Below are 25,355 nucleotides of genomic sequence, written 5' to 3'. Positions count from 1 at the left end.
TGATACACATACAGTAGTTTTTCAGTGGTTCTATACTGTTCTTCAATGTCACGGGCGGCATATAACATACGGACCAAACTATCTGCCTCCTGCAACAATTCCACGATATTGGTAGATGAACGTATGCGTTTCTTAAATAAAAAACTAATCACCATACTCCTCCTTGCCCTCATTTCTCCCCCTTTGTCGTATTCTTTGTACCCCATACCCTAGTTCAAACATCTGAAGTCTTATTTCCTACCAATTGTCCATATATTGGAGTATATCTAAGAAGAAACTATCACGATTCATATTTTCCCTCCTTATATTCGCGTATCCAACGATATATCGTTAAGCTGCTTATTTGGTATTTCCTAGCTACTAAACTATAATCTCTCATCTCCAACGCCTTTCTAATAACCTCATGTTTAAAATGTAAAGAATAATGCCTTCTCACAATTCGTCTCCTTTCTGAAGTATTGGCCTATGATAATGTAACAAAATAAACATTCTGTTAATTTTTTTGTCCTATTCGAAGAGAAATGGAATTAATAAATATACAATAAATATTAATTTTGTTTTCAAAGAAAAAAGTGAGGAAAAAAAACAAACAACAGGTTCTTCCTTTACATATCAAAGTGTTTACTATTTTTATTTTTGTTTACAATCTTTTTGAATAGAAATTTGGAATTATATGTTTATGCAATTCTCTTTTTTAAGCTTTTAGAAGGAATGAACCTAATAGGCTTTTTAGCCCACAAATAAGCAAGTTGTATTCTAGATTTAAAGAAAAAAGACCTGTATAATATAGTTTGTTTGGATAATATTACTTTTTAATCTAATGTTTATTTTGTTAGATTTCCGAAAAATCCCCCTATAAGCATGCATATTTCACAAAATAAAAAAGCGTACGAAAGGTGGTAACACCCTTCGTACGCTCTATTACATTCATATATAGCTTTTATTTTGCGTCTTGATTATCGGCTGGCTTCTCCGCTTTTGGCTCGGCTTTCAGCTCAAGATTCGTCTGCACAATTACATTGTTAGCCGCGCCGTATTGCTTATCTACATCTTCCAGCTTCAGAGGAATCGTATGGGTTCCCTCCTGTGCCACAACATACACATCTGTTTTCAAATCCAGATTCAGCTTGAAGCCTTCTGCTGGACCCCAGCCTGTCTTATTGATATCCCACCATTTTCCTTCTGTATCCTGTGCCCACAGCTGTACACCTTCAACATCAGATGGTTGAATACGTACATGACCTTCATACGCATGCGCATTATCTTTGTCTACTGCCAGGCTTACTTTTACCGGCTGCATGCCTGCGAATACCTCAGCAGCAGTCTTGCCGTCAGCCGGAGCCTGGCTCAGCAGCTCACGTGCCTCATAGCTTGTAGGTACACCTTCTGTTACGAACTTGTACACATTATACGCGTGAGCTTCTCCATTCACTTTACCGATCCAGTTCTTCGCTTCTTCGTAGTTACTGATGATTTCTTCCACTTTCACTTTTTCCGGCAGAGTCAGCTCATCAATCATCACATTAACTTTTAGCGCATTCACACCGTCTTTGACAGTAACCTTCGGCAGGGATATGCCTTGATCGGCCGCAAGCTCTGCGTTTTTCGCTACCTCCACCGTCTCAATAGAAGAATTGCCTTTAAAGTTAACCTTTACATTCTCCTTGGCAACCTGTACGCCTTTCAGCTTTGAGTTCTCGAATACAACTGTATTCGTATCTCCGCCCTCGATCAGCGTATTGCCTTCCACTGTTACGCTTTTCGCTTCGAAATCGTTCTGCACTTCCTTAGCAACCGTTAAATTGCCTTTCACCGTCAGATTATGAAGCGATATGTAATTCGCACGCACCGCTACGTCACCTTCGACAATCGCCTGGTTTCCATCCAGCGTCAGATTGCCACTGAATTCCGGCTTCCCTTCCTCTGGGGCTTGTCCTGCTGCGGTAAGCTCCAGACCTTTTACCTTTGTGACGTTTTTACCCCCATCTACTTCCACTTTTACCTGAGCATCTTTTAGCGCAGCCGCATTCTTCTCATTGAAAATACCTTTTACGGCATCAGTCAGCTTGTATGACTGATCGTTCAATGTCAGCGTATCAGCAGTTACACCTGCTACTGTACCAGCTTGCTCTGAAGGCGTATTATTATCTTTCAGCACGTTCGCAAGGTTGACAGCCATAACAGCCATCTCTTGACGTGTTGCTGTATCTCTCGGATTGAAGTGGTTATTATATCCAATCATCAGCTTAGAATCCATAGCTACCTGCACGTATGGCTTCGCATCCGGCCATACTTTATCAGCATCTGCAATGGTCAGGTTATCCCCTTTTCCTTCTGTGCTGATTTTTGCTGCTTTTACGAGAATAATCGCCAGTTCCTGGCGCGTAATCTTATCGTCAGGGTTAAATTTTCCTTCTTCTTTGCCCACCATCAGGCCGGCTTCTTTTACCGCTTCAATCTCCTTAATTCCCCATACCTTTACATCCGGATAAGAAGAGACGGTCTTATCTGGCAATTTGAGTTCCAATGCACCAGACATAATAATAGCTGCTTCCCGGCGCGTCAGATTATTCAGCGGGTAGAACTTTCCATCTGGATATCCGCCGATCCAGCCCATCTCCTTGGCCTGGGTGATTTGCTCACGAGCCCATGATGCAGCCGTATTCAAATCCGGAAATGCTGGTGTTTTCTGCTGCTCTGTAACAGCAGGCTTTGTCGGAGTCGCAGACGTTGCCGTATCATCAGCAGCCCAGACTGCTCCAGGAGTTAATACCATAGAAAGAACTGCAGTGGTTGTTAATACCTTGTTGAATGTCGCTTTCACTTTTTTTCTTCCTCCAGTAAAATTAAGTAATATATGAAGTTTTTTATAACATTACTTACATTATCATATTTTACCTGTCATATCTTGTGGAAATTTAATCCCAGTCTACGTATTCATTCCATCCCCCCCACTTATCTAAAAGCATAGAGGCGTCGGAATATTTTATATCCGTCGCCCCTAATTCTATAACCCTATCCTTTCTCTGCGGCTATCCGTAATTTCTGCATGGCACGCTGCTTTTGCTTTTTCGCGCGTTCATACGGAATACCTAACCGTTCGGCTGCCTCGCGCAATGTCATTCCTTCACGAATGTGCAGCGACACACATCTGGCCTCTTCCTGTGACAGATACGTCATCCATGCCTGCCATATCAATTCCTCCTCCATATCATGATCTGTTGTCCCAAGCAGCAGTTCCATCCGCTCCGCGCCTTCTTCCTCATGCGATGCAGGAAGTGAAGGCAAGCAGTGCCGCTCTCTCCACCTCTTCTCCCGGGCATACCAGTTGATTACGGTTCCTTTCACAGAAAGAAAGAGGTACGAGGAAAGAGCCATCCCACGTTGTTCATCGTAATAGGGAAGTCTCTTCCAACACGCGATCCGTGCCTCCTGCTTCGCCTCTTCTCTCAAAGGCCCCGGTGGAAAACGTGCCACCCACTTCTCAATCAGTGGCTCATACTCTTCAAAAAAGCTTGTCCAATCCCATTCCTTCATGCCTCTCCTACAATCTACGGCGACCGGTCCCGCATGTATTGCGCGCACCTTCATCTTACCGGCTTTCCACATTGTCAGCAGAGCGTTATGTAAGGATACAGAAGGAGAACGTGCTTTTTTTCACATAAAAAACGATCGTTATCTTATACATAGAGTAAAAGAGAAGGCATATATGTGAAGATACCTTTAATTTAACGGAGGTCGGCTTCGTGTTATGTATCGGTTACGTACATGCTCGGCATTACGCAATTGCCTCATCAGCTGCCTGCGTGAGCACGCAAGCTCGAATGTGTGACGATCTCTTAGAACGAGTGTGCAGAGTGAATCTTCCGAATTCACGGTATACGTCTCAACCGAAGAATGACATGCATACACTGTACGATGATAAGGATTAGAAAATCCAGGATAGCCAAAAGGTATGAGAACGAAATCCCGTTGCAAAATCAGGGGTACATGCTTACGCTGTCCAAGCGTCTCGCGGGCAAACCTGCGCACAAGCTCCTCATCAATATGACACTCTCTGATTAATCGCTTACAAAACTGCGTGACCGTGCATTCTGTATAATATTCCTCCGGTCCGATATACAGCACCGTAATCTCACCCCTTCCTTGCAATTGTCCAGGATGAAATAGATGCCCATACAGCATAAACATCTCAACCGCTTTCGTCTTCGGCAATAACTCAGTCATACAACTCCTCCTCACTGAATGATTATAGAAAACACTCTATATATGTATTATATTAGTATTTTTTGTAGAATTAGGATGTCTTTCATCGCAAATTCTGCGTTCGCTTTCCAAATTCCCACAAATTACAACCGCATTTTTCCACAAGCAAGAAAAACACGCGGGCGTTGCCGCTCGGCCTTTTTCGTCCGTCGTGCCACACGCTCCACAGGGAAACAGCAACGTTTGGCACACGCCTCGCGAGTTTTTCAAATAATACGATTGGAAGAAACGATATGTCGCTTTCTTGCTTTATAGCGACATATCGTTTCTTATCCATCAAAAAAAACCTTCCGCCAACAAGTAGCGGAAGGAAAAGTAACTTTGTTCTTCATTATTTATACTCAAGCAAGTAATCGAACAGTTGCTTACGGATGCCTGAGAAGGTGTCATTTACTTGCAACAGGGCAGCATCGATGCCTCCAATGCCGTCGTAGACAAGCATGCTCGGTTTATTGGCTCCGAACTCCTTGCCGCGATCTAGGTATGCTTTAAGATTAGTCGTATTCTCCGGCTTTTGACGCAGGCTCCAATCCCATTCCAGCATCGTACCGCCGCCTGTCTCACGGGCCAGCGTATACGCTTGTCCCAGCATATCTACGCCACGGAACTTCTTCCGGCCGTCAGCGAAGTAATAGTTCGGTTGGAACCAGGCGAAGTCAATACCCAGTGTCTTCCACTTCTCCGCATTCGTAGCACCCAGATACGGAGCCCAATACATCTTGTACCCTTTCTTATGTATCAGATCAGCTACCTGCTTCACGACGTCCTTATTGTTATCCGGAATGCTCTCCTGTGTCCAATAGAACCCGGCTAGACGCAACCCTTCCGGCTTCGCTTTCTCCCAGTTCGCTACTGCCTTCTCAATATATTGGCGCTGCAATTCCACTCGGTTATCGTTAAGGAACGGTACTTTCTTCTTCTCTACAGGATACGGCAACGCAAGAATAATATTAATCGGCTGCTTATCACCCATCTGCTGCTGTGCTGCAAGCGATGCCTTCGTCAGCGTCTCAATGCTATCGCCCGGTTTGAAAATATCGTCCAAATATCCAGTCAGCGAAGGCGAATTACCTACTTCGTACTCCATCATGGAGAAGCCACGCTCAACCATCGCCAACGGCACCATAATGACTGTCTCGAACATCCGCTCCTTCTGTCCACGAACATCCGTTACCAATCGCTTCGTCAGCGTCTCTACTCTAGTCGGAGGCGGCGTCATGAACAGCGCATTGCCCAGCTCGCCATTCTCTACTGTCTTCTTATCCGTAAAGCGTGCATACACCGGTTGCACCTCTCCGTTCGGCGCATACAGCCAGTGGAAGCCACCATTCTGCTCTACTTGATACCAATCGCCCATACGTGCGTAGGCGACTGTCTCTCCTGGCTTCTGCCATGTTCCCGTATTGCGGGAAGACGGATTCGGATATTGATACAAGGGCAGGGCCTGCTGGATGTTAATCCGCTTTACTCCAAGCTCCTTCGTCATATAGCCGCCGTCATCATATAACCAGCCTTCACGCCCGTTCACTTTGACTTTATACCAGGTCGTCCCCTGCTGGGCAAGTACCTCAAGTCGCTGTGAAGCAGGCGCTGCAATCTTCTCTGATTCCGGGTCCGCTTCCTTGTAAACAGGTAGCGGATGATGCAGATACATATAATTTTGTGAGGAAGGAATGGCATCTCCCGTCATCTTCGGCACTTGACGGACATACACTGTTCCCGGTGCCTGCTTGACCCATACTTGCTTTGGTCCATACTGAATCTGGTACCAATCCCCTGACTTATTTATCGGTTTCAACGGCATACTCTGCGCCGAGATAAAACCTGCCTTTTCTTCTGTCTCCTCAGGCGTATTATACGTGAACGCATTGCCCAGGAAGAAAAGCTCATAGCCCGTCATATCCATCTGAGGCAGCGGAGCCGGTACCTCTGGCTGCTGCTCTTTCGGTTGTGCTGTAGCCGGTTGTGCCGCCGGCTTTGCGACAGGAGGCGTCTTCTCCGCCGCCAGAACTCCACTCCCTGCTCCCGCTTCACCTAGCGTTAATACGCATAAGGTACAAGCCAGAGCCTTTACAAATTTCTTCTCTTTCTTTCTTCCCACAATTACATACTCCTTTCACAAACCTAAAGTAAAACTTCCATCAGTGGAGGCTTTCTTCATCTCCCACTGATGGTTAGTTGCACTTATCGGGGTCTTAGGAGCAGTTATCCCCCTCGTAGCATATGTGAAGTGGGGGGCTTACTGCCCGTTGGACCGGGATAAATGCTCAAATTCTACTATCCATCTACTACTTTTTCCTATATTTGACTTAGAGTCAAGTATATTATGAAAAAAAACGATAATTGTTCTATCATTTTTTATTCTTTATCCCTTTGCTGACAAGGAATAGAGAGAAAAGGCATCATATAAAGAGACGCACAATAAACAGTAATGTTGCTGGGAAAATGTAAAAGAAATAACAGTTCATTATTCATATGAGGAAATTCCTACATAAAGAGCAGGGGAGAACTGCTCATTCCCTCCTGTTCCTTTTACTATATAAATATCATCAAAGTTTAAAGTAATGTACAGCCTGGCGCATTTCATTTGCCATACGGGCAAGCGATTCGGCAGAAGCCTCCATTTCTTCCAGCATCGCCGCCTGCTCCTCTGAACCGGCAGCAATATGCTGCATGCTATTCGATGATTCTCTTGCAATATTCGCCATCTCATTCATAGAGGCAGTAATCTGCTGGGCACCGGCTGACATTTCCTGTGATGTTGCTGCCATCTCTTCAATCTGACCTGAGATATCCTCTATTTTCGCAGAAATGTCCGTAAATAGTTCTCCTACCTGTCCTACAACCTCTTTACCTGATTGCACGCTCTGCTGGTTCTGTTCCATAGACTGAACCGCCTGAGTGGTGTTCATTTGTACACGGGCAATCAACTGATGAATTTTCTCGGCCGACCTGGCGGTTTGATCCGCCAGCTTACGAATTTCATCTGCAACAACCGCAAATCCCCTGCCCGCTTCACCTGCCCGTGCAGCTTCTATTGCCGCATTAAGTGACAATAGATTCGTCTCCGCTGAAATATCAGAGATAAGACGTAGAATCTCATCGATTTCTTTTGAATCCTGCTGTAAAAGCTCAATCTGTCTGGCTGTCGTCTCTGTCGTTTCCTGAATTCGATCCATCTGTTCAATTGAATTCACCACGCAAGCATTTCCTTGACGGGATTGCTCCTTCACATCAACCGATGCTTCAGCGATTAAGGAAGATGCCTCCGCCACACGCTGTACACCATTCGCCATTTCTTCCATCGCATTCGCACTTTCCTCGACGCTCTGCATCTGAACCTCTGAGCCGTTGGCTACAATCTGGATGCTGTCAGCCATCTCATTTGTTGACGTCATCCCTTCCTCCATGCTGGCGGTTAGCTGTTCAGAAGATGCAGCCACCTGAGCAGCACTATAGTTTACATGACCGATAAGCGTATGCAGTTGATCAGACATCGTATTTACTGCCTGAACGAGTTGTCCTGTCTCATCTTTCGTATTGATATTCAGCGGCTCTCCCGTTAGGTCCCCTTCTGAAATACGCCGTACATGCTCCGTCACTTTCACAATCGATCGAGAAATAATATGGGCCACATAGAAGGAAACGATGACCCCAACCAGAATCGCCAACAGGGAAATGATGCCTGTCATCACCTTCGATTTATGACCGGCCTCAATTAATCGTTCCCCTTCGCCTTTCATTTTTACCTGTCTTTCGCTCGACAAGTTTTCAAATCCAGCCATCAGCTCACGTGCCATTGGCTCTGCCGTATTCTTCAGAGCAGAAAGAGCGGCTGCCTTATCCCCACGATCATATACATCAAAAATGTTCTGTTCAATAAATGTTCGCCACTGAACGCTTTTATCAATTAATTGCTTTGTTTGTTCATTCTCGCTTACCTCGCTCATTTTTGTCTGAATGGCTTTGCTCTTCTCCGTATATTCGTGGAATTTATCTTTATATTCACGATCACCAAATAGCATATAAGCGCGTACAAGCGCAATACGCTGGGCGATGTTAAAATTCAGATTACCATCTTCCACTATTAAAGTAACCTGTTTATTAATCATATCCTCTACATTGTGTTCAAACTTGTTCATCTCGAAAAACATAAGGCCAGCTAGGACAGTAAGTAATGCCAGCACTGCAGCAAAGCCGCTTAATATTTTCGTCCGTAATCTTTTCATTCTCCTTACTCCTTCCGTTCTCTATGAGTCCTTTTATCGGACTTCTTTCTCTATCTTGTACGCTATAATGATAAGACATCCGCACAAGCTAAAAGACCTTTTTACTATGTTTCAGTAAGTAAAAGTGCTCCCCAACTTAATTATCTTACCAAAAATTACAACATAAACAACACCTTTATAGTTCTTTCTGCTTATGAACTTTCTGTCACAATAAAAAGCCATTCTCTAACGTGTTGCAAGAGAATGGCTTTTTACCATGTCAGGTGTATGTCGATATGCAAAGAAAAAGGTCATCACTAGGAAAATATCTACCCTCTAGTCTGCAAATAATTCATTCCAATGTGTACCCCCGCCTATGAGTTGAACGCCAGCAGCAGTCGCACGCAAGGCAAAGTGCTGTACATCTACCTTTTCTGCTTGAACACGGACAACACCAGCTTCCAGTTGCATATTCACTGCCTGTACCAGCCCCTCAATGCTGGAATAGTTCCCGTTTAAAAGGATAGTGGCAGTTTTCATTCCATCACTTACTGTAAATTCCCGACTAGCATTCTGCTTTTCATCTTCACCGCGGAAAATTTGCTGATTGAAGAATTCTGTTTGATTAGCTCCGCCAATCTCCAGAATAGCACTGGCCCCTGTATTAGTAGACTTAATCTGGAACGTATTGTCATCTACTTGTTCTGCTACTGCCTGTAGGGATGGCTCGGCAGACAAATAATCATTAATTCCACCAGCCAAATCTCCCATATCGTTATATTTCCAGTTCAATACAATCGTTGTTGTATTCGTTCCATCGCTCACTGTAAATTGTCTGTTCTTACTTGTATCCTCATCTGTGCCGCTATAAGTCGTTTGAGAAAAAAAGAAATCTTTGTCCTTTCCATCGATTATTAACTTGGAACTCGCCCCTACAGGAAACCCTTGCAGAACAACCTGTTTATCATTCAACGCTCTTGCTCCAGCTATCATATCCAGTCCCTGAAAGTATGAATTGAATATAGACGCGATAATATCGGCCTGGTTCTTAGCCATATTCATGTTCGGATCACCATATACGAGAGGCCAATAAAGTTTAATAGTTACTACTCTGGAGCCATTGCTTACCGTAAATTCCTTAGGATTAGCAACAAAAAAGTTTTTATCGGCAGGCATCTCATTACTTATAGCTGTTGGTTGTGTACCATAAATAGTTGCATAATCTAATTCGGTAATCGATTTACTTTTAGCAATCGCCGGTTGAGCAGGAACTGTTGCAAAATCAAAGCTTGTAATTTCACGGCTTGTGATGGAAGGTAAAGTATTATCGCTATTCTCGTTTTATACCATTTTAACGAAATGGTTTTCGTTACGAGCCTACACCGTGCGGGCGCCTTTTAACGCACACGGCGTGCCACCAGCAGAAAGAAACTTATACCCGTTTTCACTTATAACAAATAAAATATTCCGGAAATTATAACCAAAAGAAACCCCTACAGAAGTAGAAGCGATTATACTATTCTTCTATTTCCGTAGGGACTGGTCTTAATTCCAATTCGCCCGTTATAAAGAAACTGTATTTTCTTCCCACTGACTGGGTTCCTTCACTCCGGTCTGTTTTCCCCTCCCACCATGTTACCATGATGGTGCATACGGCAGACCCTCATCGCTACTATGAACCCGCCGCCATCCTCCCCGCTTCATTGGCGCTAACCCGCCTCTTCGGAGAAGACTTCAAACGTTCCGTTCTGTCTATCCCTTTGCACAGTTGCCAATTGACAGTTGAGAATTGACAGTTTCAAGGAATTCACTAACTGCCAACTGTACATTGTCAACTTTCAACTGCTCTTTTGATGGCCTTAGGTTCCCACTGTTCAGGAGCAGGAACGACCCGTTTAACAGCCTGAATTGTCCGGATCGCCGCTATGCTATTGCAAGCATATGGGCAGATGCTGAACTGCTAGCATTTTACACAGCACCCGCTACCCTGCCCTGGATCAACATGGGTTCGTCGCCTAACCATAGCCATCTTTTAAGGAGCCCCGCCTCGCTTCTGCGAGTACGACTTCACCTGACTTCACCCCTTCAGCCGGATAGAGCCTCACTGGATGCAGGAGGATTAGGCACATGACATTTCAGTTGAGAGTTGACAATTGATAGTAGTTAGTTTTTAACTATCAATTATCAACTGTACATTGTCAACTAAATTCGGCTGTTGTCATGGGCGGGAATTTCACCCGCCAATTCGACAGAACAGTTAGAGAAGCTCCCATAAAAGCTTTCTTAGAAAATAGTAGTATGAGATGCATTCCCCACTTTTTTCGCCTACACTTAAAAATCTAGGCTTATAAAGTAACGCTTCGTTTTATTGTTTAACAGTTACATTTGATACTGTCTTTTCACCTGTTACACCCTCAATCGTTACTTTCAGCGTGTACGTACCTACATTCCCAATAGTTACTGGAACTTTAACTGCCCCGTTTGTAAAAGTAAAAGATTGGTCGTTAACTACCGGTGTATCACTTGTTCCATTATTGGCTACTACTTTTATTTTAGCTACTTTTGACAAAGCATTGCCGTCTTTGTCCTTTGCTCCAGTGATCGACAGGTTAAATGCCTCGCCAGCCTTCTTGTCTCCTGCAACCTCTAAGCCTACAGTTGCTGCTGATTTGTCCACTGCGGCAATTGTTACAGTGCCAGAAGCGGCTGATAAGGCTGAATCACTGTATGTTGTTCCATTACCTATCGCTTTTACCTTCACTGTATACGTACCAGCAGCCAGACTCTGAGTAGATAAATCTACAGAGGTAGTCGCTACATTGCTTACTGTTTTTACTTCCGCATTTTTGTCATCATAAATCGTCACCGCATACTTCGTCGCATTCGTAACAGAATCCCAGCTTACTTTTGTACCTGAAACAGTAAGGTTGCTTGGTGCTGCAAGCTGCGTCACTGGAGATGCTATCGTTACAGCGCCAGAAGCAGATGATAGGGCTGAATCACTGTATGTTGTTCCATTGCCTATCGCTTTCACCTTCACTGTATACGTACCAGCAGCCAGACTCTGAGCAGATAAATCTACAGAGGTAGTCGCTACATCACTTACCGTTTTTACTTCCGCATTTTTGTCATCATAAATTGTTACGGAATACTTTGTTGCATTTGCAACAGCACCCCAGCTTACTGTCGTTCCTGTGACAGTAAGGTTGCTTGGTGCTGCAAGCTGTGTCACTGGAGACGCTATCGTTACAGCGCTAGAAGCAGATGATAGGGCTGAATCACTGTATGTGCTTCCGTTGCCTATCGCTTTCACCTTCACTGTATACGTACCAGCAGCCAGACTCTGAGCAGATAAATCTACAGAGGTAGTCGCTACATCACTTACCGTTTTTACTTCCGCATTTTTGTCATCATAAATTGTTACGGAATACTTTGTTGCATTTGCAACAGCACCCCAGCTTACTGTCGTTCCTGTGACAGTAAGGTTGCTTGGTGCTGCAAGCTGTGTCACTGGAGACGCTATCGTTACAGCGCTAGAAGCAGATGATAGGGCTGAATCACTGTATGTGCTTCCGTTGCCTATCGCTTTCACCTTCACTGTATACGTACCAGCAGCCAGACTCTGAGCAGATAAATCTACAGAGGTAGTCGCTACATCACTTACCGTTTTTACTTCCGCATTTTTGTCATCATAAATCGTCACCGCATACTTCGTCGCATTCGTAACAGAATCCCAGCTCACTTTTGTACCTGAAACAGTAAGGTTGCTTGGTGCTGCAAGCTGTGTCACTGGAGATGCTATCGTTACAGTGCTAGAAGCAGATGATAAGGCTGAATCACTGTATGTGCTTCCATTGCCTATCGCTTTTACCTTCACTGTATACGTACCAGCAGCCAGACTCTGAGCAGACAAATCTACAGAGGTAGTCGTTACATTGCTTACTGTTTTTACTTCCGCATTTTTGTCATTATAAATTGTTACGGAATACTTTGTCGCATTTGCAACAGCACCCCAGCTTACTTTTGTGCCTGAAACAGTAAGGTTGCTTGGTGCTGCAAGCTGTGTCACTGGAGACGCTATTGTTACAGTGCCAGAAGCGGATGATAGGGCTGAATCACTGTATGTGCTTCCATTGCCTATCGCTTTTACCTTCACTGTATACGTACCAGCAGCCAGACTCTGAGCAGACAAATCTACAGAGGTAGTCGTTACATTGCTTACTGTTTTTACTTCCGCATTTTTGTCATTATAAATTGTTACGGAATACTTTGTCGCATTTGCAACAGCACCCCAGCTTACTTTTGTGCCTGAAACAGTAAGGTTGCTTGGTGCTGCAAGCTGTGTCACTGGAGACGCTATTGTTACAGTGCCAGAAGCGGATGATAGGGCTGAATCACTGTATGTGCTTCCATTGCCTATCGCTTTTACCTGTATACGTACCAGCAGCCAGACTCTGAGCAGACAAATCTACAGAGGTAGTCGTTACATTGCTTACTGTTTTTACTTCCACATTTTTGTCATTATAAATTGTTACGGAATACTTTGTCGCATTTGCAATAGCACCCCAGCTTACTTTTGTGCCCGAAACCACAGGCTTGCTCGGTGTTGCCAGTTGAGTAACACTACCCGGTATACCCGGAGGAAGCGTTGGGCTTTTTCCTGAAGCGATAACTACCCGCTGGATACTTCCTCCACCTGTAAGCTTAATCGTAGCATTGCTGTTAATATACACTTCCTTCAGTGGAACCCCTATCGTAACCGTGCCATTCGTCTCAATAACAACTCTGGCATCTTTAAAAGGATTCGTTGCATCACTATTCGCTGTAAGTGTGGTTGGTGCTTTAATAACTACATCATTTGAAATCCTTGTATCTTTTCCTTGTGCATAAATATAAGCGCTGGAAGCACCGCTTGAAACCTGCAAGCCATTAAGCGTAGAATTTCTTATAATCGTATCAGCCGATACTGAAGAGGCCAAAGCCGTAATTGCCAGTGTTGACATAACGGCTATCGCAGGTATTTTTTTACTCTTTCTTTTTGACATGTTTTCTTTCCTCCTTTACGTGTGCTAGCCTTTCTATCCCTATTGAAGAATGGTTTGTCCTGTTACAGTTACATCATCTAACGTTGTTGAATTGGATGCTGTCATCGTTAAGGAACCTTCAATTCTTACATTTCTCAATGTTACGTCTTTGGAACCGGATGTAATTAATACATTGCCCTTAATCGTGCCGTTTTTAATTGTGATGTTACTGCCGGAAATCCTTACATTTTTGTATATTGTTCCTAAAGAGTCTTCCGATTTCGTATACGTCACTTCCGAGCTAGAAGAACTGCCACGGTCACGATCACGGCTACTTCCGGAAGAGGATGTATAGCTCACTTGATCAATTCTTCCTTTTACATCCTGGTAATTCCTCACTACATCTCCCACATTGGCCGAGGAAGCAAGAATAAGCTTATCAATACGAGCCTTATCCCCAAGCGTCAGACGCGTATTTCTATTTTCAATCTCAAGCGTTGTAATCTTCGCTTTCACTTCAATCGAAGATACATCGTCTTTAACAGTTACTCGGGACAGAGTGATGTCACTATCCGCAACAAGGGTCGCATTATCAAAAACTGTAATCTCCCCTGTTTTCGCGCTACCAGTCACTTCTACGCGTACATCTCTCTTATTGATATCGACCTTACCAAGTTCAGATGATTCAAAAGTGACCGCGTCACTGTTTCCACCATTCACCCGCGTCTTGCCATCCACGGTTACTCTGTAGGAATAGAAACCACGGGATACGTCCTTCGTAACTTCCAGATCGCCCTTCACTTTCACATTTTTCAAGGATACATAGTCGCCCTTCACTTTTACGTCACCGTTGACTGTGCCCCCATCCAGCACAACATTATCGCTGAATTTTTTGTCGCCGGATCCCGCCGATTGTCCGGACGCCGTAAGCTCCAGGTATGTAACCTTTGTGATGGTCTTGTCTTTCGTCTCGACTTTTATCGTCGCATTTTTAAGAGCCTCTCTATTTTTGTCATTCAGCAGGTCTCTCACATCACTCGACAAATCATATGATTTGCCGCTCAATGTAATCGTGCTATCTGTGACACTCTCCACCTTTGCTTCTATCGTATTAGTAGATGGCGTAGTGGTTGGTGTTGGTGTTGGTGCAGGTGTTTGCTGCAGGGCATTCGCCAGGTTCACGGCCATAATCGCCACTTCCTGACGCGGTGCGTTTTGCTTCGGATTAAAGTTCTTTCCATCACCACGCAGCAAGCCCTTCTCCATCGCTACCTGTACCGCAGGTCTAGCCCAGGAACTAATCCTGCCAGCATCTGCTACTCCCAGACTGCCACCTTTTCCTATCGTGTCCGCTTTAATGGCACTCACCAATACGACCGCCAGCTCTTCTCTCGTAACCGGTGCGTTCGGACGGAACTTACCATTGCCATCACCACGCATAATGCCCGCATTCTTCACTGCTTCAATCGCCCGCATTCCCCAGGCATTTGGCGGTACATCTGTATAGGAAGACACCTGCACATTCGGCTCCTCCAGCTTCAGGATGTTTACCAGTATGGATGCAACCTCCTGACGTGTGACAAGCGCTTTTGGACGGAAGTTGCCGTTATTGTCACCTTTCATTAAGTCACGATTTTTGGCCTCCATGATGCCGCCCTGTGCCCAGGAAGCTGCCTGGTTCAAGTCTTTGAATGCCGAAGTATCGGCTAGTGCGGATGTCGGGCCCAGCACCATAGAAAGGATGACGGCCGTCGACAGAACCTTGTTGTAACTCTTTTTTACTTTCATAGGTTTTTCTCCTTTCTTTCTTATAATTGGAAGATTGTCATTTTTTCTTTTTAAAGAAAAACAGGGATCTTCTGGAATATTCTATTACATATGTAGGATAATGAAAACGTACAAAGTACCTAAAATTCGTCATGAAATCTTGATTAGCGCTCATGAAATGATAAATTATACCGAAAATGAAATAGTATAATAAAAGTGTCCACTAAAAAATTTCACTTTTCCATTCAATAAAAAAGCCGCTCCATGAGAGCAGCGCTTATATACGTCTGACTTGATCAATCGATATGTTCTTGTAGCCTTGAATATAGCTGACAAATTGACAATTGAAACTATATACATCTGATTGGATAAATCGACACATTTTTGTGGTGGGAGGTAAGAAAAGCCGGAAGGACGGTGGGCGGGACAGGTCGGAAAAAGACACGCTAGCCTTCTTCTGCCGGAGCGCAGGGCGCATCCACCCTCTTCTTTTTTCCGAATCTCCTCCTTCCAACCACACTCCCTTGTCAAAATATCAAGTGTAATTTATATAGATGGTACCGATTCATCGCTTCCTGCTTGTTTTTCCCTAGTATACCATGTATCAACTTAGAAATTGCATGTGCTGTTCACTACAGCCATGTATTCCTTACTACTAGCTTTCATTTTTTAACCAACAAAAAAAACCCGCCGACTTCGGCAGGTTTCTTACGCTATTCACATATATCAGGTTTAAGACACTGCTTTCTCCTCTATTCCTGAACGATCGACCATTCGCTAAAATCCGGTTTTTGCTTCTTCAATGAAGATTGCGGGAACACTAGCGTATACGGTGTAGCCGAATAAGCAGGAAGCTCCACACCGGACAAATCAAACGAATGAGAAGCGACTACTTCCCCGGTTGCATCACGCACAGTAAATATCGTATCCGCTTCGAGTAAGACCGCTTCATCACGACTGTTTCGCAGAGCTACAAGTACTTCGAGGTCTCCATTATCCTGCATGACTGTATTGGCACCGATCGCATGCACAAGTCCTTCTGTCTTGATGAGGGCTCGCTGGATATCCGTTGCGATCTGTTCATCTATTCTTGCCTGCTGCTCAATCCATGTCTCTCCTGACAACTCAAACTCAAGCGTTTGCACACGTGATTGCGTCTTTCCGTCCTGCATGTGGAACTCCAGACGCCAGGCCGATAAATCGACGCTTGGTGCTACGAAGGAAGCATACGGAAAAACAAAACGCCACGGCATACCGCTCTGTGGCGGAATCACTTTCATCTCTTCTCTCACATTGAATAGCTGACGCGCAATGATCGCACCTCCTGCATCCTTCAACACGACCGGCACTTGCTCCAACTCCACCTGCTCGTCCATACTATTGCGCATAAAGCCCAGTACAGAAAAACCATCCATCGTCTGCTCCAGCTTATATCCGTCAATCGCAAATACACCCGGCTCAAGCTCCGGCAATTCACTGAAGGCAAACCGGAATACGTATGATTCATCCGCCTTTAATAACGGCCCCCATTCATTTTCCGGAAGGATTAGTTTGATAAAAGATCCCTGCGCTACCTCTTCTTCGAACGGAGCTCCTTCCTCGACTTGCTGCTCCTTCTGTATCACAGGCTGCTCCGCTTCATTCTCCGGTTTGACGGAGCGCCACTTCTTCAAAAATGAAATCATTCCTTCGCCCTCCTAATATCTATCTAACTTACATATGGTTGACAGTGGACAGTTGAAAATTGATAGTTAAAATCTGCTGTCCACTATCAACTGTCAACTACACTTATTTAGCTTGCGTCGAAATATCAAGCATGATTTATCCAATACTTCTCCATTATATAATTTGACTATAAAGAACGAAAGAAGTTGCTGGTGATTTCCATCGTAAAACTGCTCATTTTTTTCCAGCCTGCACACCGCCCAATATGGAAGCAAGCGGTGTAAAGCTAATGATATATGTCAGCAGAAGCGTTATCCCTGTCGTCGCAGCGAATAACCCCAGCATTCCTCCCGTACCGTCCCAAATCACGTCGTCTCCATACTCCCTCGGCAATATGCGCAGCACTGTCAAGATGAGCGGATGAAGCAGGAAAACAAGAAAGGATTGTGCTGATAGCCACTGTATGAAGCCCCCTCCCTGTTGTTTCCACCTTGGTCTACTTGTACATACATAATAAAATAAAAAGTAGCTCGTAATCGTATACAGGACGACCGTCGGTTTAATTGATGCCCCGTATGTCTCTGTTATCCAGCTATCCGCAAGCAGAAGGACGATAGAGATAAGCCAGCAGAACGTTATTAGGATATCATTCCGCTTCAGCCACGTCTCCCACTTCTCCTTATGCTGGGCCGTGTACATACCCAACACAAAGAAAAATAGCCACACAGGGAAAATCCGGGTCACCTGTGGAATCTCTACAAGCCATTCCGTCACACTATGTACATACGTCCATGTTTGTATCAAAAACGTACACAGAAATGAGATGAAAAGCGCCTGATTGGCCCTACGCTTTACCCATAGCCGCAATGCCGGATACAGCAAATACAACTGAAACATAATAATCAGGAAATACAGGTGAACAAAGGCTGAGCCATCAGGCAGAAAACACAGAAACGCCCAGCCTACATCCTGCAGCGCTTCTGCTCCTTTATCAGCCAGTTCCTCTGGCATTTTGTACAGTGTATATATGAGCGTCCAGATGAGATAAGGAATAAAGATTTTCGTCAGGCGCTTACGCATGAACTGTCCGTATTTCAAATGGTCTTTCTTCCGATCCGCATAATAAAGAAGAAACCCCGAAAGAATGATAAAAAGCGGAACCGCATACCGCATGAACTGGTTCCATACAAATCCTACAGGCTCTGCGGTTACATACGGTGCCGTCGCATGGATAGCGATAACCGAAAGCGCCGCAAACGCCCTGATATCGTCGAATGCATACAACCTTTGCTTCATGAACTGCTTCCTTTCTTTATTGCTGTTGTATCAACTATATAAATCTGATTTGATGAATACACATGCTCTTGTGGTGGGAAGTAAGAAAAGAAAGAGAAAATCGGAGACTAGATAAAGACTCATCGGACCGAAGCACAAGGCCCCTTTAGCCTTTTCTCTTTTTTCCCGTTTATTTTCTTATGTCCAACCACCATACGGATGTCAAAATATCAAGTGTACCTTATAGTTCAGCACATATAAGCGGTTGAAGAAACTTCATATTCTATATACATCTGATTTGATACATCGACAAATTCTTGTGGTAAGAGGTAAGAAAAGAAGGAAGGGCGGTGGGCGGGAGCGGTCGGAAAAAGACACGTTTGCCTTTCTTCTGCTGGGGCGCAGGACGCATCCAACCTCTTCTTTTTCTGAATCGCCTCCTTCCAACCACGCTACCCTGTCAAAATATCAAGTGTAATTTATATAGAATACCAGTATACCGCAAATAAAGAAAAAAGAGGCGTCTACCTCTTCTACGATTCCATTATTTTATTAATCCGCTTACTATCCACATCATACTTTCTAGCTTTTCCGTTTATCTTCAAGTTCATCCGCTTCTAAACAATCAACCGTTTCTTCAATTCGGCCTACTGTCTTCTTAATTTCTGTAATATCTTGCTGCATTTTCTGCTGATTTTCCAAAACTGGACTCAGTTTTTCATCTAAAACTAAACGCAATAGCTGCTCTAATCCCTCGCTCACCAGTTTATCCCCCTTTTTTCATTACATTCATTTTAACAATAAAGCGACTGAAATGCTTGCTTCTTTCCGCGTAAAACTTCTCTACAGCTTTCTACTTATTCTCTTCTGTCAACAATAAAAAAAGGCCGTCAGTATTCTAACAGCCTAAGACTATATACACATATATTTTTTAGATGAACACACTTTCATCTCTGGGCAAAAGAAAATAGAAGAAAATAATGAGCAGAAAAAAATTAAGAAACCTCACTATTCTCTTACCATTCATACCAATTCCATTTCCATCTACCTTGATGAATCGCTATTCTTTTACCATCTGAACATAATTAACGGTTTATCAACTGTCAACTGTCCATTATCAACTCTCTAAACTGTACTTACTTTTGTGCGCCGCCACCGGAAGCAAGTACCCAAGGTTTATTGAACGCTTGAACAAGATTATCGTGGTTCACAATGATTTCGAACTGCTTCTGTTTCAGTTCAGCCACTTTCAGTTCAGCAGCTTCCAAATCGGCTTTCGTACCAATACCGACATCAAACTGTACCTGTGCAAGATGAACCGCATCTTGTGCTACCGCCAGATTGGCTTCCAACGCTTTATGCTGTTCTTCCAGTGCACGAATATTGGCGTATATATCGCGGATTGCCTGTTCTGTTCCTTCTTTTGCAATGCTATATCCGGTTTTCGCTTTTTCGATATCAATCTTCTTCGCTCTATATGTTGTATCAGAGCGTTGTGGATCGTATAAATCTATATCAAGCCTTGCCAGATCGATGCCTTTATCGGCCTGAAATAAAGTAGGGTTTTCTTTATTCACACGAGCAATATGCCACTCTACATCAACTTTACCGAGTGGTTTATATTCTGGTCGTTCTTCCAATACCGGACGCTCTTTCGGATCTAACTTCAAAAGCTGATTAAAGGCTTCATATGCATTGTTTAGATTCGTTTCATTCACTGCATTGTTCTTTTGTTCAGCAGCATACAGCTTCTCGGAACGATCGGCTTCCAGTTTGCCTGCCATGCCAGCCTGCTGTTTCAAAAAGGCAATCTGGCTCTGGGTACGGGCATTTTGCTCCGACAAATCAGCAAATTTCTTTTTTTCCTGCTCTTGAAGAATCTTATTGTACGCTTTACGCACATCGTATGCAATTGTGTCTTTTTGCGTAGTCAACGATTGCTTACTTGTATCATATGCGACACCACGAGCGATATAGGCAGTAAACGCCTGATCTCCTTCTGGGGACGCCGAAGCTTCAGCAGGCATAAAGCGAATATTGTCTGCTGATTTTTGCACGTCTTCCAACTTTCGCTCAATGTCAAGCTCTGTGTTTTTCACCTGATTGCTTACACCTAATGCCTTGTTAATCGCTTCCTGATACGTCAACCCATCCGCTGCATGTGACAGCGTAGCAAACGGAAATAGCAGTGACGCCGACAGTAAAAGAGAAGCAGCTTTTTTCATAAGAATCTCTCCTTTTAAGAAAAAGGAACCCCCAACTTGGGAGTTCCTCCTTTTGTTCATCGACAAGACGCGATTAGCGTTTGTTAACGAAGATTTCTTGTGTATCAGCTTTCCACTCAACAGTAGCGCCCAGAGCAAGAGCTAGGTGAGTGTAAGGAACCATTACACGGTAGCCAGTGTGTTGGCCGTAGTTAACCGGTGCATCGATTTGAACCGGAGTACCGTTAACAACGAGTTCTTTTTTACCAGCTGTCGCGCTAACTACTTTATCGCCAGCGAAGATAGTTACCGTTTTGGAAGCTTCATTCCAAACAACTTTGTCAGCCGGAATGTTCAGGCTTGCTGCAAAGTGAGCTGCTGGAATGTACGTACGGTTGTAAACCGGATGAACTTCTGGAGCTACGTCCATAGTCATTTCTTTACCGTCTTGAGTGTACGTTTTGCTACCAATTTTGAAGATGATGTTTTCTGCATATTTGTTTTTATCTGCAGGAGTAACAACTTTAGCAACTGAGCCTTCTGCAACGTGTGTATCGTTAGGCTTGTTGAAAGGATAGTCATTGTCTAGACCATCTTTAATGTTCTCAACAACAGCAGGTCCAGTGATTTTCACTTTCAAGTCGCCTTCCGGTACATAACGGTAGGAAGTTACCTTAATGTCGCTTAATTTAATAGTACCTGCTTTAGTGCTGCTATGTTTAGAGATTGGGATGATAATTCTGTTATCTTCCACGCTCACTCGTGCAGAATCAATTTTCAGGTTACCTTCAGTTACTTCAACTTTACCAGGAAGAGCTGGTTTTACACCTTCAGGGAATTTAACAACCAGGTCTTTTTCACCGATCACATCAGTAGCTGCTTCTTTAATTGTGATGTTCGGGATAGATTGTTGTTGCAGACCAGCATCAATTTTTGCCAATTCACCATCGAAGGAAATCTCTACTGGTGCTTTTGTTTTACCAAGTGCAATCGCATCTTTAGTAATTCCAGCAGAACCTTCTACTGAAACGGAAATGTCGCCTGTACCTGCTGTAGGTGCTACATCAACTTTCAATTTTTCCAGAACGATTTTAGCTGGCTTGTTTGTAGATTCATTAGTAATTGTAGCCTGGATTACCGATCTATCAGAGCCTGAAAGCTCCCACTCACCAATTTGCAAATTGTTTTTCTCACTATCTGCATTTTTGATTTGTGGCTGTTCTTTAAGCTCAATTTTGCCGTTCACGCCGCCAGTTCTTTTCGTTGCCCATTTGGCATTACCATTTAATTTCAGTTTAATAATACGGTTTTTCTTCAGTGTACCAGGTGCATCTTCTTTAATGGTCAGGTTAGCCAGTTCTTCGCCAGCTTGCCCAGCGTATACGGTTTTCGCATCGCCAGCTTTTATGTCCCCTTCCCAGTTGCCAAACGTACCGATAACAATGGAGTCGTTTGAGCGAGAAACACTACCTTTAACCGTAGCTTTTACTTCACCTTTCTCAGCCTCAGAATCGTCCACTTTTATAAGTGCATCCTCAATTACAAATTGAGTAGCTTCCTTAGTTGTAACAGATTTAGAATCAAAGTCTCCGCCCTTTGCTACTACTTTAGCCAGTAAAGTATCTTTATCTTTTTTCACTGCTAAAGTAACATTCGGATCACCATGGTAAACTCTTCCTACAGGAGTTCCATCCCATTCGAAACCATCTGGCAATTCAAGTTTGTACTCACCAGTGAAGGCTCCTGCAGAATCTTCCTGAATACGGATCGGCTTAACTTTAGTCTCCTTATTGCTTCCAGGAGTCAGGGCAATTGTTCCGTCAATAGAAGTTTTTACACTTCCATTACCTACTTGAGCAATTTTCACATTACCAGCAGTGAAAGCATTGTCTGGAGAATCGAACGTTGCATTAAACGGACCGTTTTCAGCACCGGCTGGGACTTTAACGTTTTCCAGTTCTAAATAGAATATACCTCTATTTGCAGAATAATCCTTGTCTCCAGTTACTTCAATAGTAAAGTATTGGTTATCTGAATTATCAGCTGCGATTTTAACTTTTTTAATTTGGTTAGTATCTCCACTTACACTCTTAGGGATAAACTCTGAACCTGTTCCGCTATCAACTGGTTTCTTACCTGGTGTAACATTTTGGCTAGCGCCTACAGTAACACCAGCAACAGGTTTCGTTGTTTTAACCAAGTTAGAAACATTGTCTTTTTGCTCAAGTGCCGTTAATTTTATCTTTCCGTCATTAGCATCTGCTGCAAAACCAATATTTGTTTTATCAGCGTTGATTTTAGTAGCTATCGCAGTAGCAACCTTTGCTGGTGTATCATCAGCAGTTGTCAGAGTTACTGTAACCGGCTTGCCATTAACTTCAAGTTCAAGGTCACCATTATCAGTTGGTGCTCCACTTACAGTGACTTCATCTACTTGGTACTCTCCAGGTTGAGTTTGTGCATCTCTATCAAATTCACTTGGGCTGCCATAAGTTACGCCATTCACCTTGGCACTAGAATCTGCCGGAAGGCGCATGTAGAGTTTTTTCGTATCACTACCTAAACTACCAGGTGTTACTTCAACTGTAATACGAGTTTTTTGAATTACACTATCTTGAGAAACGTTTTGCGCACCTACTACCGAATAAGTAGAGGCAGCAAATGCTGGTTGTACAGCAACTGTAGGAGCTACCAGAGCAGCAGCAATAGCAGCTGTAGAAAGAACTTTAAGTGATTTGTTGTTCTTCACGTTTATTTCCTCCTAAATATCATTATCATTTTTAATTACGGACGTTATAAGTTCCGTATGATGAAGGTACATACCCGCATCACTGTTTGGTTGAGAGAATTGTATATGTCTTATCCGAGCTCTACTCTCCATCTATGTACCTTCACCCCCTTTCAGGGAGCAGAACTCTTCTCTATATTTTTTTAATAGTTAAGGGGTACTGCATCAAATCTGCCAGAAAGTCCAGCATTCAGGCAAATCTTTCCTATGTATAGCTCACAAATGAAAGTATACAACGGACCGCCTATGATGTAAATACTAGATTTGTGTAAAGCTAGCATTTCGCGCTGGCGTCTTTCTATAACGATTAGACGATGGTGCGAGGAAAAAGTTGCGCGTGTTTGCAATTTTTTCTTTTCTCTCGTTCGTCTGCATATCATTAGACGAGGTTGGGAGGAAAAAGTTGCACATTCTGCGAAAAAATTTTTTGCCCGCATATTTTACTGTGCCAGCCCGGCGTTTCTGCACCTATATACATCTGGTTTGATAAATCGACAAACTTTTGTGGTAGGAGGTAAGAAAAGACGGAGAAAATCAGAGACCAGAAAAAGACACACTGGCCTTTCTCCTGCCGGAGCGCAGGGCGCATCCAACCTCTTCTTTTTTCTGAATCTCCTACTTCCAACCACATTATCATGTCAAAATATCAAGTGTAACTTACATAGTATAAGGTGCCGCACGGTATGGCGTGTTTTGTTTTACATATCTTTAGACGGAGGTTGTCGAAAAAAGTTGCAACGTTCTTTAATTTTTTTTGTAGAACAGGATTTATTTATATACATCTGGTTTGATAAATCGACAAACTTTTGTGGTAGGAGGTAAGAAAAGAAGGAAGGACGAGGCGGGCAGAAAAAGACACGTTAGCCTTTTTTCTGCCGAAGCGCAGGGCGCATCCGACCTCTTCTTTTTTGAACCCCCTACTGCCAGCGACACTACCATTTATGCTGTTGTTGTTCAAGTTTACCCAGGGTTATTCCTTTATCGCCTGCTTTGTATCTTCTGCCATAATAAATCGTGTGTGATATCTCGAAATCAGCAAGATGGATGCATACCGTTCATAGTCTAACGATTAACTCCAACTATCAACTGTCCATTGTCAGCTTTCAATTACATCCATGCACACTAGATTTTCAACAAAAAAGACCCGCCTTTTTTTACCTCCTATCACAAGAGGATGTCGATACATCAGCTTTTCAGTTGCTCTATTTCTGCAATACTTAACCCTGTTACTTCTGCAATTATTTGTTCCTCTATGCCTTTGGCTATCATTTTTTGAGCAATCTCCCTGGCACGTTTGCGCTCTCCTTCCTCCCTACCTTCCTCATACTTTATTTGCTGTTTCCGCTTGCTTTCGGCTTCTGCCGCTAGCCTGTCCATCATCGCCTTATGACGCGCCTCATACTCCCGAATCGCATTCGGGTCACGGCTCAAGTCTTCCCACTTCTCCATCGCTTCCTGTAATGCCGGATTATCCATCGCCCGTCCCTCCAATTCTTTGCGAAGTTCCTCATCTTCATCGGCCTCTAACAGCAACAGCCATTCCACCACTTCATCATCGCCAAACCCGATCCGATTCTCCCGCCACAGCTTCACCAGCTTCGGCATCTCTATCAAATGAATCTCCAGCGTGTCGTCCCACAAGAAACCTTCTTCCCGCTCGGTCACATCAAATGCTAGATGATACCGATTCATCGCTTCCTGCTTGAACAGGATAAAGTCAATGATCGCAATCGAAATCGTCCGGGGCAGCTTATCAAACGGCTCGCCCTTCTGAAAGCTTTCCATGTATGTGCGACTCCAGTAGTACAGCGTCCGCTTCGTTAGGTTGTGCTCATTCGTGACCTGAATCTCGATGTTGACCTTGCTTCCGTTGTCCAGCTCCGCATGAATGTCCAAAAATGCATTTCGGTCTTCCTGATGCTCCCGGCCCATCTCCTTATCCAGAATGGTCACACCCGTAATCCGTTTATCTGGTGACGGTTTCAACATCGCATTCAGGAACGCTATCAGAATGCGTTCATTCCCCCGCGAGCCAAACAGCTTCTTGAATGCGAAATCTACGTACAGCTTCATCCATCTTGTTTCCATCCGATCACCTGCCTCTCCTCTTAATTATAACCTCAACTCACCGTACTTCAAAGCTACCGCTTTTTGAAGC

20 protein-coding genes are annotated in these 25,355 nt (G+C 43.8%); 3 read left to right on the top strand and 17 right to left on the bottom strand.

Annotation, left to right across the window (positions count from 1 at the left end; all coding sequences use genetic code 11):
• Positions 1–280 precede the first annotated feature (280 nt).
• From AF333_RS37300 to AF333_RS02780, 11 genes are all read right to left on the bottom strand, one after another.
• Positions 281–436 carry a transposase gene (locus AF333_RS37300; RefSeq protein WP_158502505.1) on the bottom strand — a complete coding sequence of 52 codons (156 nt, stop codon included), beginning with the start codon at positions 434–436 and terminating at the stop codon, positions 281–283.
• Positions 437–940: 504 nt separating this feature from the next.
• Positions 941–2,824, bottom strand: coding sequence for an S-layer homology domain-containing protein (locus tag AF333_RS02825; RefSeq protein ID WP_043067632.1), 1,884 nt, complete (start codon positions 2,822–2,824; stop codon positions 941–943).
• Positions 2,825–3,015: 191 nt separating this feature from the next.
• Positions 3,016–3,609: a sigma-70 family RNA polymerase sigma factor gene (locus tag AF333_RS02820; protein WP_080787887.1), complete on the bottom strand. Its 594-nt coding sequence runs from the start codon at positions 3,607–3,609 to the stop codon at positions 3,016–3,018.
• A 114-nt stretch (positions 3,610–3,723) separates the two neighbouring features.
• On the bottom strand, positions 3,724–4,227 hold the full coding sequence (locus AF333_RS02815; protein ID WP_043067630.1) for a competence protein ComK: 504 nt from the start codon (positions 4,225–4,227) through the stop codon (positions 3,724–3,726).
• A gap of 82 nt (positions 4,228–4,309) precedes the next feature.
• Positions 4,310–4,543, bottom strand: a complete 234-nt coding sequence (locus AF333_RS02810) for a hypothetical protein (protein ID WP_043067629.1) — start codon at positions 4,541–4,543, stop codon at positions 4,310–4,312.
• A gap of 54 nt (positions 4,544–4,597) precedes the next feature.
• Positions 4,598–6,367 (bottom strand): DUF4855 domain-containing protein, encoded by a 1,770-nt coding sequence (locus tag AF333_RS02805; protein WP_043067628.1) that lies wholly within the window; start codon positions 6,365–6,367, stop codon positions 4,598–4,600.
• Positions 6,368–6,815: 448 nt separating this feature from the next.
• A complete protein-coding gene (locus tag AF333_RS02800) occupies positions 6,816–8,495 on the bottom strand; it encodes a methyl-accepting chemotaxis protein (protein ID WP_043067627.1) in 1,680 nt (559 codons plus the stop codon).
• A gap of 315 nt (positions 8,496–8,810) precedes the next feature.
• Positions 8,811–9,536 (bottom strand): hypothetical protein, encoded by a 726-nt coding sequence (locus AF333_RS02795; RefSeq protein WP_139188876.1) that lies wholly within the window; start codon positions 9,534–9,536, stop codon positions 8,811–8,813.
• Between the two features lie 1,303 nt (positions 9,537–10,839).
• On the bottom strand, positions 10,840–12,822 hold the full coding sequence (locus tag AF333_RS02790; protein WP_053432648.1) for a phage tail protein: 1,983 nt from the start codon (positions 12,820–12,822) through the stop codon (positions 10,840–10,842).
• 46 nt (positions 12,823–12,868) lie between these two features.
• Positions 12,869–13,519 (bottom strand): hypothetical protein, encoded by a 651-nt coding sequence (locus tag AF333_RS02785; RefSeq protein WP_053432647.1) that lies wholly within the window; start codon positions 13,517–13,519, stop codon positions 12,869–12,871.
• Between the two features lie 39 nt (positions 13,520–13,558).
• Complete coding sequence (locus tag AF333_RS02780) at positions 13,559–15,286, bottom strand: S-layer homology domain-containing protein (RefSeq protein WP_043067624.1); 1,728 nt, start codon at positions 15,284–15,286, stop codon at positions 13,559–13,561.
• Between the two features lie 365 nt (positions 15,287–15,651).
• Here AF333_RS02780 and AF333_RS34565 point away from each other — a divergent pair, with 365 nt between their 5' ends.
• Positions 15,652–15,810, top strand: a complete 159-nt coding sequence (locus tag AF333_RS34565) for a hypothetical protein (protein ID WP_235496008.1) — start codon at positions 15,652–15,654, stop codon at positions 15,808–15,810.
• 207 nt (positions 15,811–16,017) lie between these two features.
• Here the strand turns inward: AF333_RS34565 and AF333_RS02775 are convergent, their stop codons facing one another.
• Together AF333_RS02775 and AF333_RS02770 are read right to left on the bottom strand one after the other, a co-directional pair.
• Entirely contained in the window at positions 16,018–16,950 is a 933-nt protein-coding gene (locus AF333_RS02775) for an SLAP domain-containing protein (RefSeq protein WP_043067623.1), read from the bottom strand.
• A 214-nt stretch (positions 16,951–17,164) separates the two neighbouring features.
• Complete coding sequence (locus tag AF333_RS02770) at positions 17,165–18,226, bottom strand: acyltransferase (protein ID WP_043067622.1); 1,062 nt, start codon at positions 18,224–18,226, stop codon at positions 17,165–17,167.
• A gap of 277 nt (positions 18,227–18,503) precedes the next feature.
• Between AF333_RS02770 and AF333_RS34560 the strand changes: the two genes are divergently transcribed.
• A complete protein-coding gene (locus AF333_RS34560) occupies positions 18,504–18,683 on the top strand; it encodes a hypothetical protein (protein WP_235496006.1) in 180 nt (59 codons plus the stop codon).
• 104 nt (positions 18,684–18,787) lie between these two features.
• On the opposite strand, the gene AF333_RS02765 is transcribed toward AF333_RS34560, so the two are convergent.
• The 3 genes from AF333_RS02765 to AF333_RS02755 all read right to left on the bottom strand — a co-directional run bounded on the left by AF333_RS02765 (position 18,788) and on the right by AF333_RS02755 (position 23,158).
• A complete protein-coding gene (locus AF333_RS02765; protein WP_043067621.1) occupies positions 18,788–18,967 on the bottom strand; it encodes a hypothetical protein in 180 nt (59 codons plus the stop codon).
• Positions 18,968–19,341: 374 nt separating this feature from the next.
• Positions 19,342–20,430: a TolC family protein gene (locus tag AF333_RS02760; protein WP_043067620.1), complete on the bottom strand. Its 1,089-nt coding sequence runs from the start codon at positions 20,428–20,430 to the stop codon at positions 19,342–19,344.
• 73 nt (positions 20,431–20,503) lie between these two features.
• The gene (locus AF333_RS02755) at positions 20,504–23,158 is read right to left on the bottom strand and encodes a copper amine oxidase N-terminal domain-containing protein (protein ID WP_043067619.1); all 2,655 of its coding nucleotides are present in this window, start codon (positions 23,156–23,158) and stop codon (positions 20,504–20,506) included.
• A gap of 826 nt (positions 23,159–23,984) precedes the next feature.
• Between AF333_RS02755 and AF333_RS34555 the strand changes: the two genes are divergently transcribed.
• On the top strand, positions 23,985–24,263 hold the full coding sequence (locus tag AF333_RS34555) for a hypothetical protein (protein ID WP_235496005.1): 279 nt from the start codon (positions 23,985–23,987) through the stop codon (positions 24,261–24,263).
• A gap of 119 nt (positions 24,264–24,382) precedes the next feature.
• Here AF333_RS34555 and AF333_RS02745 read toward each other — a convergent pair whose 3' ends face one another.
• Positions 24,383–25,285, bottom strand: coding sequence for an Rpn family recombination-promoting nuclease/putative transposase (locus tag AF333_RS02745; RefSeq protein ID WP_043067617.1), 903 nt, complete (start codon positions 25,283–25,285; stop codon positions 24,383–24,385).
• Positions 25,286–25,355 lie beyond the last annotated feature (70 nt).

Origin of the sequence: Aneurinibacillus migulanus (assembly GCF_001274715.1) — a bacterium.
In the GTDB taxonomy this organism is placed as follows: Bacteria; Bacillota; Bacilli; order Aneurinibacillales; family Aneurinibacillaceae; genus Aneurinibacillus; species Aneurinibacillus migulanus.
The sequence above is the reverse complement of the archived record's forward strand: the minus strand, read 5'-3'. Positions and strand labels throughout refer to the sequence as shown.